This is a genomic window from Paracoccus chinensis, assembly GCF_900102885.1.
GTDB lineage: Bacteria > Pseudomonadota > Alphaproteobacteria > Rhodobacterales > Rhodobacteraceae > Paracoccus > Paracoccus chinensis.
On the sequence record NZ_FNGE01000002.1, the window covers coordinates 378,073 to 390,375 of the forward strand.

The window sequence follows — 12,303 nt, forward strand, 5'->3', positions numbered from 1 at the left end:
GTGATCCGTTTCGTCCTGAACTTCCTCGGCGGGGTCTTTTCCTGGTTCGTGACCGCCGGGGTGTTCCTGGCGCTCGTGGTGGGAGGGATCTTCTGGATCTATTCGCGGGATCTGCCCAGCCACGAGGCGCTGGCGAGCTACGCCCCAAAGACCATCAGCCGCATCTATTCCGGCGAAGGCCGCCTGATCGACGAGTTCGCCGAGGAACGCCGCATCTTCGTGCCGATCGAGGAAATCCCGGACCTCGTGAAGCAGGCCTTCGTCTCGGCCGAGGACAAGAACTTCTACCAGCACCGCGGCTATGACCCGCGCGGCATGGCGGGGGCGGCGGTGCAGGCCGTGCAGACGCGGGGCGAAAGCGTGCGCGGCGCCTCGACCATCACCCAGCAGGTGATGAAGAACTTCCTGCTCGATTCCTCGCGCAGCGTGGAACGCAAGGTGAAGGAACTAATCCTTGCGACTCGGCTCGAGAACACGCTGTCCAAGGACCAGATCCTCGAACTTTACCTCAACGAGATCTTCCTGGGCCAGAACAGCGCCGGGGTCGCAGCGGCCGCCCAGACCTATTTCAACAAGTCGCTGAGCGAGCTTGCGCCGCACGAGGCCGCGACCCTGGCCGCCATGCCGCAGGCGCCCTCGCGGTCCGTGGTGCGTGACAAGGACCGCATCACCGAACGGCGCAACTATGTCCTGCGCGAGATGTGGCAGAACGGCTACCTGACCGAGGCTGTCTATCGCGCCGAATCCGCCCTGCCGCTGAAGTCCGTGCAGAACGGCGACTATCCCGCCTTCCGCAACAGCCTGCCGCCGCGCGACTATTTCACCGACGAGATCCGCCGCCAGCTGTCCCAGCAGTTCGGCGAGGACGAGTTCTTCACCGGCGGGTTGCAGATCCGCGCGACCATGGACCCGGCCATGCAGGAGGTCGCCGCCAAGTCGCTGCAGGACGCGCTGGAACGCTATGATCGCGGCATCGGCGTCTGGCGCGGCACGGGCCAGGTGATCCCGCCCGAGGACCTGGGCTCCGAGGACCGCTGGCGCGCGGCGCTGGCCAAGGCCAAGGTGCCGCGCGACATCGAGGGCTGGCACCCGGCCGTCGTGCTGGACCTGACCGAACGCGACGCCATCATCGGCATCGAGGGCGTCCCGTCCGAGGCCGAGCCCCACGTTATCCCTGCCAAGGATGTGCAATGGGCGCGCAAGCTGATGCCGGGGCGCGAGCGCGCGCCGCAGGCGAAGGTGGCGTCCGACCTGCTGTCGCTGGGCGACGTGGTGATGGTCCGGCAGATGACCGATGACAACACCGGCGCCTTCATCCGCTGGACGCTGCGGCAGGTTCCGACGATCCAGGGCGGCTTCATGGCGATGGATGTCAACACCGGCCGGGTTGTCGCCATGCAGGGAGGCTTCAGCTACCAGTCCTCGGTCTTCAACCGGGCGACGCAGGCGATGCGGCAGCCGGGCTCGGCCTTCAAGCCCTTCGTCTATGCCGCCGCGCTGGACCGGGGCTTCACCCCCGCGACCATCGTGGCCGACGAGCCGATCACCGTGAACACGCCGCAGGGCCTCTGGACGCCCAAGAACTCGGGCGGCGGCTTCTACGGCCCGACGCCCCTGCGCACGGGGATCGAGCAGTCCCGGAACCTGATGACCATCCGCATCGCCCAGGACATCGGGATGGACACGGTGGCTGGATATGCCGAGCGCTTCGGCGTCTATGACCACCTGTCGCCCTTCCTGGCCAACAGCCTCGGCGCGCAGGAAACCACGCTGTTCAAGATGGTCGCGGCCTATGCCATGTTCGCCAACGGCGGCGAGCGGGTGGAACCCACGCTGGTGGACCGCGTGCAGGACCGGCGCGGCCGCACGGTCTATCGCCACGACAAGCGCGCCTGCGTCAACTGCCAGCAGGGCGCTCTGCCCCCGAACCAGCCGCCTGTGATCGAATCCGACCGCGAGCGGGTGATGGACGCCATCACCGCCTATCAGTTGACCTCGATGCTGGAAGGCGTGGTCAAGCGCGGCTCGGGCAAGGGCGTCAAGCTGCCGGTGCCTGTTGCGGGCAAGACCGGAACCACGAACGACGCCAAGGACGTGTGGTTCATCGGCTTCACCTCGAACATCGTGGCGGGCTGCTATCTGGGTTTCGACGAGCCGCGCAGCCTGGGATCGAACGCCTATGGCGGGACGCTCTGCGTGCCGGTGTTCAACTCGTTCATGCGGCAGGCGGTGAAGAAATACGGCGGCACCGCCTTCAAGGTCCCGCCGGGCGGCTATTTCGCCGACGTGTCCTACGGCAAGTTCACCGTCTCGGAATATTTCCGCGAGGGGTCGGTCGTGGTGAACCGCGTCGTGGACGGCGGCTTTGACCGCGAGTCCAAGAAAAGCAGCGACGTGACCGAGACGACGGAAAAGGCCGTGACCACCTCGACCGGCAAGCGCAAGGTCATTCCCAAGAAGGCCGATTTCAACAGCATGAGCGCGGGCGGGCTTTACTGACCGCCCTGCTTGTGCCGAACGCCCCCGCGCGGTATCAGCCTCCTCCATCCGTTCAGACGATCGCCATTCCTTTGCAGGGACCGCCCATGCGCGCCGAAACGCAAGCCTCCGTCGAAGCCATCCGCAAGTCGCTGAACCTGCTTGCGCAGCGGATGGACTGGGACACCGCGCCCCACCGGCTGGAAGAGATGAACGCGATGATCGAGGACGGCGACCTGTGGTCCGACCCCGCCCGCGCGCAGAAGCTGATGCGCGACCGGCAGGTGCTGTCGGACAAGGTGGAAACCTATCGCCGCATCGACCGCGACCTGAAGGACAGCGTGGAACTGATCGAACTGGGCGAGGCCGAGGGCGACGCCGAAATCGTGACCGACGCCGAAACCACGCTGAAGTCCCTGGCCGAGCTTGCCGCACAGAAAGAGCTCGAGGCCCTTCTGGACGGCGAGGCTGACAGCAACGACACATTCCTGGAAATCAACGCGGGTGCGGGCGGCACGGAAAGCTGCGACTGGGCGTCCATGCTGGCGCGGATGTACACGCGCTGGGCGGAAAAGAAGGGCTACAAGGTCGAGCTTCAGTCGGAAACGCCCGGCGAAGAGGCGGGCATCCGGTCCGCCGCCTACAAGATCAGCGGCCCGAACGCCTATGGCTGGCTCAAGTCGGAATCGGGCGTGCACCGGCTGGTCCGCATCAGCCCCTATGACTCGGCAGCGCGGCGGCACACGTCGTTCAGCTCGGTTTGGGTCTATCCGGTGGTGGACGACAATATCGAGATCGTGATCCCCGACAATGAGATCCGGATCGACACCTACCGGTCGTCCGGCGCGGGCGGGCAGCACGTGAACACCACCGACTCGGCGGTGCGGATCACCCACCTGCCGACGAACATCGTCGTCACCAGCTCGATGAAGTCGCAGCACCAGAACCGCGAGGCCGCGATGAACGCGCTGCGGGCGCGCCTGTATCAGCTGGAACTGGACAAGCGGAACGCGGCCATCAACGCCGCGCATGAGAACAAGGGCGATGCCGGCTGGGGCAACCAGATCCGCTCCTACGTGCTGCAGCCCTATCAGATGGTGAAGGACCTGCGGACGGGTCATGAGACCTCGGACACGCAGGGGGTGCTGGACGGCGACCTCGACGGCTTCATGGCCGCGACCCTGGCGATGGACGTGGCCGGGAAAAGCCGGGCCGAGGCCAACGCCGAGGACTGAGGGCGGTCCCCCGTTCACATCCCTGTTGACGGTCCGCTCTTTCCTTCGTCACGCTGCGTTGCAGCGGAGCGAAGGAAAGGGGGCAGCATGCCAAAACGGATCAACCTTGCCCTTCAGGGCGGCGGTGCGCACGGCGCCTTCGCCTGGGGCGTCCTCGACCGCCTGCTGGACGGCGATGAACTGGAGGTTGCCGGGATCAGCGGCACTTCCGCAGGGGCGCTGAACGGGGCGGCACTCGCGGCGGGGCTCGCCTCGGCGGACGGCGCAGCCGGGCGGAAGGCGGCGCGCGAGAACCTTGACCATGTCTGGGCGGAGGTCAGCCGCGTGAACGACCATCGGCTGCTGCGCTGGATGACCTGCCTCGACCATGTGCCCTCATCCTTGCAGCGCTGGGCGGAACTCTTCTCGCCGGTAGCCTGGATGGAGAACTGGTCGCGCATCTTCAGCCCCTATGATTCGGGGGTGTTCTATTCCAACCCTCTGGGCCGCATCATCGCTGGGATGCCGCATCCCCTGCATTCGTGCCACATCCAGAACCCCGCGCTATTCGTCACCGCCACCAACGTCCGCACGGGCCGCGTGCGGGTCTTTGCCGGCGACGAGGTAACGCCCGAGGCGGTGATGGCCTCGGCCTGCCTGCCCACGCTGTTCCGCGCGGTCGAGATCGACGACCCCAAGACCGGACGGCGCGAGGCCTATTGGGACGGCGGCTATTCCGGCAATCCCGCGCTGTTCCCGCTGTTCGGCACCGACTTGCCGCGCGACATCGTCATCGTGACGATCAACCCGATGGAGCGCGAGGGCATCCCCCGCTCGCCCGTCGAGATCCAGGACCGGATCAACGAGGTCAGCTTTAATTCCTCGCTGCAGCGCGAGTTGCGGGCGATCCAGTTCGTCAAGCGCCTGTCCGCCGAGGGCCGCCTGACCGGCCGCGACATGAAGGAGCCGCTGATCCACCTGCTGTCGGACGACGCCCTGATGACCTCGCTGGGGACGCGCACCAAGCTGCTGCCGGGGCCGGGGCTGATCGGGCGCATGAAGACCGCCGGGCGGCTGGCGGCCGAGAAGTTTCTGAGCGGAGACGCCCGCAACATCGGCGAGCGTGACTCGGTGGATCTGCCCCGGCTTTACGGCTGAGGCGCGGCGAACGGCGTCACGGCCGGACCGGGGGTTTTCCACCGCCGATCGGGTCTGCCGACCCCTGCCTCGCTGAAAACGGTCCACTAGACCGTTTTCCGGGCGCTCGTCAGCCCCGGAGGATATTCATACGAAGAAGAACGGGGTCAGGCGCCCTCGGCTGCGATCCTTGCGGCGAGGCGTGCGTTCGACAGAACCAGCGCGATGTTGGCGGACAGCGACCGGCCCTCGGTCAGTTCGAAGATGCGGTCCAGCAGGAAGGGGGTCACGGCCTTGGCGGCGATCCCTTGTGCGGTTGCGTCGGCGAGCGCCTGCTCGACCACGGGCATGATCTCGGCGCGGGGGATCTCGGCCTCCGCAGGGATCGGGTTCACGACCAACTGGCCGCCGGGCAGGCCGAGGGCGCGGCGCATCCGCGCGGCCTCGGCGATCTGGGCGGGGTCGTCCAGCCGCAGGGGCGCGGGCAGGCCCGAATCGCGGCTCCAGAAGGCGGGGATTACGTCTTGGCCGACGGCGATTACCGGCACGCCCAAGGTTTCGAGATATTCGAAGGTCCGCGGCAGGTCGAGGATCGCCTTGGCCCCCGCCGAGACCACTGTCACCGGGGTCGCCGCCAGTTCGTAAAGGTCGGCCGAGATGTCCATCGTGTCCTCGACGCCGCGGTGCACGCCGCCAATGCCGCCGGTGGCGAAGACGCGGATGCCTGCAAGCGCCGAGCAGATCATCGTGGCCGCGACCGTGGTCGCCCCGGTGCGGCGCGTTACCAAGCAGGCGGCGAGGTCGGCGCGGCTGACCTTCATCACGTCCTGCGCCTGCGCGAGCGATTCCAGCGCGGCGTCGTCCAGGCCGATGTGGATGCGGCCGTCCATCAGCGCGATGGTTGCGGGCACCGCGCCCGCCTCGCGGATCGCCGCTTCCACGTCGCGCGCCATTTCCAGATTCTTCGGATAGGGCATCCCGTGGGTGATGATTGTCGATTCCAGCGCGACGACGGGGCGTCCCGCGTCAAGCGCCTCGCGGACCTCGGGGGTGAAGCTCAGCGGCAGGTCGGTCATCGGCGGCTCCTTGAGATCGGAAGGAAGCCGGGGCGCTGCCCCGGACCTTGGGATATTTTCACGAAGAAGAAATTCATGGCCCTTCGCCCGAGACATGGGCGGCGGCAGCGCGGATAGCAGCGTCGAGCGCGGCGCTGCGACCCGCGCCCCCGCGCTCGGCCACCATGTGGGCGGCCATGAAGCAGTCGCCAGCGCCGGTCACCCGGGCGATGGTGACGGGGGGCGGGGCCTGCGTCAGCACCTCGGCCCCGCGTTGGGCACAGGCGGCGGGGCGGGGGCCATCCGTGACCAGCACGCGCGCGGCGCCCCGGACGACCACGGCGGCGGCGGCCTCGGCAGCATCCGCGCAGGGGTGGCCTGCCAGCGTCTCGGCCTCGGCGCGGTTGAGATAGAGCGTGACGTGATCCATCCCCAGCAGAGGGGCGAGGCGTTCGGCCTTGCCGGGGCTGGCCGGGACGACGCGCAGGTCGGCCCGGCGCAGGGCCGGATCGGCGGCGATGGCTTCCAGCTGCGGCACGGTCAGGTTGCCGTCGATCACCACCGTGCCGTGCCACGGGCTTTGGGCCGAGCCGAAGGTGCCGTCGCGCAGCGGCGCCAGAACGCGGTCGCCCGCGGCCTCCAGCGAATGGGCGTCGGCAATGGCGGCGATCAGGCCGTCAGTGTCCTCGATTGCCATGTAGATGTCGGTCGGCCATTCCGGAAGGCGCTGCATCCAGTCGGTGGCCACGCCAAGGGCGCGCACGGCGGACAGCAGCGCCTCGCCCTCGGGGTCCGCACCGACCGCGCCCAGCACGGCCACGGACTGCCCCCGGGCAGCCAAAGCGACGGCCACGTTCAGCGCGACCCCGCCCGGCACATGGCGGATGCGGCCCGGAACATCCGCGCCCGGAGCCATCGGCGCGGGGCTGCGGCCGATCACGTCCCACAGCACCGCGCCGACGCAGAGGATGTCCGGGCGCGCGGATGTCATCCGACGATCCGCAGCATCCGGTGCTTCTTCTTGCCGAGGCTGACCTTCATGCCTTCGCCGATCTCGTCCACGGTCAGCACCCGCTGCGGGTCGGCCACGGCGTCGTTGTTCAGCCGCAGGCCCCCTTCGGCGATCAGGCGCTTGGCCTCTTTCCCCGAGGCGGTCAGCCCCGACTGCGCGAGCATCTGGACGACCGACAGGCCCCCCTCGAAGGCCGAAGCCGGCATGGCGACCAGTTCAAGGTCCGCGCCGGTGCCGCCCTGCTCGAAGACCTGCCGCGCGGTCGCCTCGGCGCTGGCCGCGGCCTCGGCTCCGTGCAGCAGGGTCGTGACCTCGTTCGCCAGCACGATCTTGGCGTCGTTGATCGCCTGGCCCTCGAGCGCGCCCAGCCGCTCGCATTCCGCGACGGGAAGCTCGGTGTAGAGCTTGAGGAACCGGCCCACGTCGGCGTCGGTGGTGTTGCGCCAGAACTGCCAGAACTCGTAGGGCGACAGCATGGCGCCGTTCAGCCAGACCGCGCCGCCCGCCGACTTGCCCATCTTGCGCCCGTCCGAGGTCGTCAGCAGCGGCGAGGTCAGGCCCCAGATTTCCGCATCCAGCACGCGCCGGGTCAGGTCGATCCCGTTGATGATGTTGCCCCACTGGTCCGACCCGCCCATCTGCAGCCGGCAGCCATAGCGGCGGTAGAGTTCCAGGAAGTCGTAGGCCTGCAGGATCATGTAGTTGAATTCGAGGAAGGACAGGCTCTGTTCCCGGTCCAGCCGCGACTTGACGGATTCAAAGGACAGCATCCTGTTGACCGAGAAATGCCGCCCGATGTCGCGCAGGAAGTCGAGGTAGTTCAGCCCGTCCAGCCACTCGGCGTTGTTCAGCATCATCGCCGCGCCGTCGCCATAGCGCAGGTAGCGGGCGAAGACCTGCGCCATCCCGTCGATGTTCGACTGGATCTGCTCGGGGCCGAGAAGCGGGCGTTCCTCGCTGCGGAAACTGGGGTCGCCCACCTTGGTCGTGCCGCCGCCCATCAGGGTGATCGGCTTGTTGCCGGTCTTCTGGAACCAGCGCAGCATCATGATGTTCAGAAGGTGGCCGACGTGCAGGCTCGCCGCCGTGGCGTCATAGCCGATATAGGCCGTGACCGGTCCTTCCGTCAGGGCGTCATCCAGCGCCTGCAGGTCGGTGCAGTCGGCCAGATAGCCGCGTTCGACCATGACGGTCAGGAACTCGGACTTCGGGCGGTAGGTCATCGGCTTCTTCCTTCTACTCGGCCCGCCTATACAGCGCGTGGGGCACGAGGGAAAGAAAAGCGGATGCTGGTTCTGGGGATGATGTCGGGCACCTCGCTGGACGGGGTGGACGCGGCGGTGCTGGACACCGACGGCGAGGCGATCTTCGGTTTCGGGCGGACCGGCTATCGTCCCTATGCGGCCGAGGAGGCCGAGGTCCTGCACGCGGCGCTGGGCCGCTGGCCGGGTGCGCCGGGCGTGGCCGAGGCGGCGGCACTGTCGGTTCGGGCACATGCGGAGCTGGCGACGGATTTCCCCGAGGCCGAGGCGATCGGCTATCACGGGCAGACGCTTGCCCATGATCCGGGCGCGGGGCGCACACATCAGGCGGGGCAGGGGTGGCAGCTCGCCCGCGCCACGAACCGCCGCGTGGTCTGGGACTTCCGGACCGAGGACGTGCGGCAGGGCGGCGAGGGCGCGCCGCTTGCCCCTTTCTTCCACCATGCGCTGGCGCACTGGGCGGTCGGGCAGGGGCGGCTCGAGGCGGCTCCGGTGGTGTTCCTGAACCTCGGCGGCGTCGGCAACCTGACCTGGTGCGACCCGCGCGAGGCGGATCCGCTGACCGCCTGCGTGGCCTTCGACACCGGTCCGGCCAATGCGCCGCTGAACGACCTGATGCGGGCGCGGCGCGGGTTTCCGCGCGACGAGGGCGGCGTGCTTGCCGCTCAAGGAGAACCCCGCGAATCGGTCATCGAGAAGTTCCTGCGCTACCCCTACTTCGCCCGCCCCGCCCCCAAGTCGCTGGACCGCGACGCCTTCGCGGCGCTCGGCCCTGCCGTCGCGCAGATGGAGGACGCGGATGCCGCCGCGACCCTGACCCATGCGGCGGCGGCAGCCGTGGCGGCGGGGCTGGGGCTGCTGCCCTCGCGCCCGGCCTCGGTGCTGGCCTGCGGGGGCGGCCGTCACAACGCCGCGATGATGGAGGCGCTGGGCGCCCGCTGCGGCCTGCCCGTGCGCCCGGTCGAGGAGGCGGGGCTCGACGGCGACATGATCGAGGCGCAGGCTTTCGCCTGGCTTGCCGCGCGGGTTCTGCGGGGTCTGCCGACCTCGGGACCGGGAACGACGGGGGTTCCTGCCCCTGTCTGCGGCGGGCGGATCAGCCCGGCCTTCCGCTGACAACTGCTTGATCGAAGGGGAACGCGAGCCGCGCAAGGGACGTTGGGGGCCCAGATCGGGGACGGAAAATCGATCCCGGCTGATTTGGACAAAAGAAGGACGTCAACGATGAAAGCTCTGCTTCTCGCCGCCACTTCGTCTCTGGCCCTGACGGGCTTTGCCATGGCGCAGACCGCCGTGGAGACCGACACCTCGGGCGCTGCCGCCACCCCGCCCGCCGCGGGCAGCACCGCCACCGACAGCTCGGCTGCGGCGACCGGCGGCATGGGCGGCAGCGGCGCGGATGCCACGGGCGGCGTTGCAGCCGGCGGCGCCGACGCGAGCGGTGCGGACGCCAGCGGCACGACTTCGGGCGACGCGGCTACGGGCGGCACCTCGGGCGGCATGACCACCGGGGGCGGCATGACCAGCGGGGGCGACGCGGCCAGCGGCACGACGGGCGCGGCGTCGGGTACGACCACGGGCATGACGACCGATGCGGCTTCGGGCGCGACCACCGGCACCACGGGGATGTCGTCGGACGCCGCCACGGGCTCGATGGGCACCACCACGGACGCCGCGGGCACCACCGACAGCGGCTCGGCCATGGACACCGACGCCACGGGCAGCGACTCGGCCACCACGACCACCACGACCGTGACCGCCACCTCGGGTGACGCGGGCGCCGCGGCGATGACGGCCGACCATCCCGGCATGCTGGGCTCGTGGATCATGAACCGCCGCATCTGGACGACCAACCAGCCCTCCTCGACCGAATGGGCCAGCACCACCCTGACCGAGCGTCCGGCCGAATGGACCGACATCGCCAAGGTGGACGACATCGTCGTGGACGCCGAGGGCAACATCACCGGCTATGTGGCCGACATCGGCGGCTTCCTGGGCCTGGGCGCCAAGCAGGTGCTTCTGAACAAGGACGCGCTGCATTTCGTGCAGATCGGGGACGACGCCTTCTTCGCCACGAACTTCACCCGCGAAGAGCTCGAGGCGCTGCCCGATTTCGACACCACCACGGTCATGCGCTGAGCCGCAGGGCCACGGCCATGACGGCAAGGGGCGCCCCTCGGGGTGCCCCTTTTTTGTTCAGGCGGGAACCGGGGCGCGGTCGTGGGGTTGTGACCGCGATGCCTGAGACACCGGCGGGCACTTCAAAAAGAACAAGGAAAGGAACCTCCATGCTGATCAAGCAGCTTCTTGGAACGGCCGCTGTGCTGTCCTTCGTCGCGGCGGGTGCGATGGCCCAGACCGCGCCTGAAACGACGCCGGCCGACCCCGCAGCCCAGGCCGCCGATTCGGCCGCGGATGCTGCCGGTGCCGCCGCCGTGGCGGCCGATGTCGCTGCCACCGAGGCCGGTGCCGATGCAGATGCCGCCGCGACGACCGACACTGCGACGACTGACGCCGCGACCACTGACGCCGCGACGACCGATGCCGCGACGACCGACACCGCGACCGGGGCTGCGGCCACGGGGGCCGTTGCCGTGCCGGGCGGGCAGGTCGTGGTCGAGCAGGCCGAGCCGGTCGTGAATGTCGAGGTTCCGAACCCCGAGGTGCAGGTGATCCAGGCCGCGCCCCAGGTGCAGGTCGAACAGCCCGAGCCCACCGTGACCGTCACCCAGGCGCCGCCGCAGGTGAACGTGGAACAGTGCGCCCCGCGCATCACCGTCACCCAGGCCGAGCCGACCGTGACCGTGAACATCCCGCAGCCGATCGTGTCGGTCGCGCTGGCCGATCCCGAGGTCCGTGTAGGCGAGACCCAGCCGATCGTGACCGTGGAAACCCCCGAGCCGGTGGTCTCCTTCGTTCAACCCGAACCGCGCGTCGTGGTCGAAGGCGCCGAGGCTCAGGTCAACGTGACCGAGGCCGAGGCCCAGGTCGAGGTGACCCGCGCCGAGGCCGCTCAGGTCGAGATTCGCCAGAACGAGGCCGCCGTGAACGTCGAGCAGACGGGCGAGGCCCAGGTGAATGTCGCCGAGGCGCCCGAGCCGCAGGTCGAGGTCCAGTCCGCCGGTCAGGCCAATGTCGAGGTCCAGCAGGGTGAGCCGACCGTCAATGTGACGGGCGCCGACGCCACCGCTGCGGGCGCGACTGCCGTGGCCCCGGTGATGGCCACCGACATCGCCGTGCGCGAAGGCTATACGCTGGTCGATCCTGTCGAGGTGACGAACCAGGGCATCGACGGGCTGCAGGTCTTTGCGGCCAGCGGCAACGGCGACTACGAGGAGATCGGCGAGATCGACGCCTATGACGCGGCCAGCAACACCGCCGTTGTCGCGGTGGGCGGCTTCCTCGGCATCGGCGAGCGTCAGGTCGCCTATCCGCTGGACCAGATTTCCTTCCAGCGCACCGCGGCGGGCGATCTTGAAGCCTATGTCGGCACCCCGGCCGACCAGATCCAGAACCTGCCGCCCTACACGGGCGCGGGCGCTGCCGCCGGCACCGAAGCGGGCGCTGCGACCGACGCGGGCGCGGGCACCGGCAGCAACTGAGCCGGACCTCCACGACGGCCGGGGGCAGGGCGGCCCACCACCCCGCCGCCGGCCTGGAAGAACCCCGCCTCGCGCGGGGTTCTTTCTTTTTCGCCCCTCTGCTGCCTTGGGTCGCTTATTCGCGCTTGACCTCCAATGCAGGGCTGCGTAAACCCCGCGCACCCTAGGGTGATCCGGGGGTGGTTGGGCGGTTGTAGCTCAGTTGGTTAGAGTACCGGCCTGTCACGCCGGGGGTCGCGGGTTCGAGCCCCGTCAACCGCGCCACCACCACCAGGAATCTCCGCCGGGTTTATGCGCGGTTGTAGCTCAGTTGGTTAGAGTACCGGCCTGTCACGCCGGGGGTCGCGGGTTCGAGCCCCGTCAACCGCGCCACTTTCCCTTTTCCTCGAAGACCTGCACAATGGGAAATGCGGCCTCATGCGGCCGCGCCTTGGTCTTTTCAATCCGCGTCACATCCCTATGCTTGGCATGGCCCTAGGCAGGAGACGACGATGGCACGCGAAATCGATTACGGCGGGATGATGCACCGCGCGATGCAGGGCC

9 protein-coding genes and 2 tRNA genes are annotated in these 12,303 nt (G+C 68.9%); 8 read left to right on the top strand and 3 right to left on the bottom strand.

Going from position 1 to position 12,303, the window contains the following annotated elements; genetic code table 11:
• From BLQ03_RS03690 to BLQ03_RS03700, 3 genes are all read left to right on the top strand, one after another.
• Positions 1–2,499 carry a penicillin-binding protein 1A gene (locus tag BLQ03_RS03690; RefSeq protein ID WP_090752944.1) on the top strand — a complete coding sequence of 833 codons (2,499 nt, stop codon included), beginning with the start codon at positions 1–3 and terminating at the stop codon, positions 2,497–2,499.
• A gap of 86 nt (positions 2,500–2,585) precedes the next feature.
• Positions 2,586–3,713 carry a peptide chain release factor 2 gene (gene prfB, locus BLQ03_RS03695; RefSeq protein WP_090752947.1) on the top strand — a complete coding sequence of 376 codons (1,128 nt, stop codon included), beginning with the start codon at positions 2,586–2,588 and terminating at the stop codon, positions 3,711–3,713.
• 87 nt (positions 3,714–3,800) lie between these two features.
• A complete protein-coding gene (locus BLQ03_RS03700; protein ID WP_090752950.1) occupies positions 3,801–4,850 on the top strand; it encodes a patatin-like phospholipase family protein in 1,050 nt (349 codons plus the stop codon).
• Between the two features lie 146 nt (positions 4,851–4,996).
• Here the strand turns inward: BLQ03_RS03700 and BLQ03_RS03705 are convergent, their stop codons facing one another.
• The 3 genes from BLQ03_RS03705 to tyrS all read right to left on the bottom strand — a co-directional run bounded on the left by BLQ03_RS03705 (position 4,997) and on the right by tyrS (position 8,119).
• The gene (locus BLQ03_RS03705; RefSeq protein ID WP_090752953.1) at positions 4,997–5,905 is read right to left on the bottom strand and encodes a pseudouridine-5'-phosphate glycosidase; all 909 of its coding nucleotides are present in this window, start codon (positions 5,903–5,905) and stop codon (positions 4,997–4,999) included.
• Between the two features lie 73 nt (positions 5,906–5,978).
• Positions 5,979–6,875: a PfkB family carbohydrate kinase gene (locus BLQ03_RS03710; protein WP_090752955.1), complete on the bottom strand. Its 897-nt coding sequence runs from the start codon at positions 6,873–6,875 to the stop codon at positions 5,979–5,981.
• Positions 6,872–8,119 (bottom strand): tyrosine--tRNA ligase, encoded by a 1,248-nt coding sequence (tyrS, locus tag BLQ03_RS03715; RefSeq protein WP_090752958.1) that lies wholly within the window; start codon positions 8,117–8,119, stop codon positions 6,872–6,874. Before tyrS ends, BLQ03_RS03710 begins: the two co-directional genes overlap by 4 nt.
• Before the next feature lie 63 nt (positions 8,120–8,182).
• On the opposite strand from tyrS, the gene BLQ03_RS03720 reads away from it, so the two are divergent.
• The 5 genes from BLQ03_RS03720 (at position 8,183) to BLQ03_RS03740 (ending at position 12,132) form a co-directional block, all read left to right on the top strand.
• On the top strand, positions 8,183–9,274 hold the full coding sequence (locus BLQ03_RS03720) for an anhydro-N-acetylmuramic acid kinase (protein ID WP_090752961.1): 1,092 nt from the start codon (positions 8,183–8,185) through the stop codon (positions 9,272–9,274).
• Between the two features lie 108 nt (positions 9,275–9,382).
• On the top strand, positions 9,383–10,297 hold the full coding sequence (locus tag BLQ03_RS03725) for a PRC-barrel domain-containing protein (protein ID WP_090752963.1): 915 nt from the start codon (positions 9,383–9,385) through the stop codon (positions 10,295–10,297).
• 149 nt (positions 10,298–10,446) lie between these two features.
• Entirely contained in the window at positions 10,447–11,760 is a 1,314-nt protein-coding gene (locus BLQ03_RS03730) for a hypothetical protein (protein ID WP_090752966.1), read from the top strand.
• Positions 11,761–11,947: 187 nt separating this feature from the next.
• Positions 11,948–12,024 (top strand) — tRNA-Asp (locus BLQ03_RS03735).
• Between the two features lie 31 nt (positions 12,025–12,055).
• A tRNA-Asp gene (locus tag BLQ03_RS03740) sits at positions 12,056–12,132 on the top strand.
• Positions 12,133–12,303: the final 171 nt, after the last annotated feature.

Excerpts from the sequence above, each read along its gene's own strand:
- prfB (WP_090752947.1), top strand. The coding sequence starts at position 2,586 with ATGCGCGCCGAAACGCAAGCCTCCGTCGAAGCCATCCGCAAGTCGCTG.
- BLQ03_RS03700 (WP_090752950.1), top strand. The coding sequence starts at position 3,801 with ATGCCAAAACGGATCAACCTTGCCCTTCAGGGCGGCGGTGCGCACGGC.
- BLQ03_RS03705 (WP_090752953.1), bottom strand. The coding sequence starts at position 5,905 with ATGACCGACCTGCCGCTGAGCTTCACCCCCGAGGTCCGCGAGGCGCTT.
- BLQ03_RS03710 (WP_090752955.1), bottom strand. The coding sequence starts at position 6,875 with ATGACATCCGCGCGCCCGGACATCCTCTGCGTCGGCGCGGTGCTGTGG.
- tyrS (WP_090752958.1), bottom strand. The coding sequence starts at position 8,119 with ATGACCTACCGCCCGAAGTCCGAGTTCCTGACCGTCATGGTCGAACGC.
- BLQ03_RS03720 (WP_090752961.1), top strand. The coding sequence starts at position 8,183 with ATGCTGGTTCTGGGGATGATGTCGGGCACCTCGCTGGACGGGGTGGAC.
- BLQ03_RS03725 (WP_090752963.1), top strand. The coding sequence starts at position 9,383 with ATGAAAGCTCTGCTTCTCGCCGCCACTTCGTCTCTGGCCCTGACGGGC.
- BLQ03_RS03730 (WP_090752966.1), top strand. The coding sequence starts at position 10,447 with ATGCTGATCAAGCAGCTTCTTGGAACGGCCGCTGTGCTGTCCTTCGTC.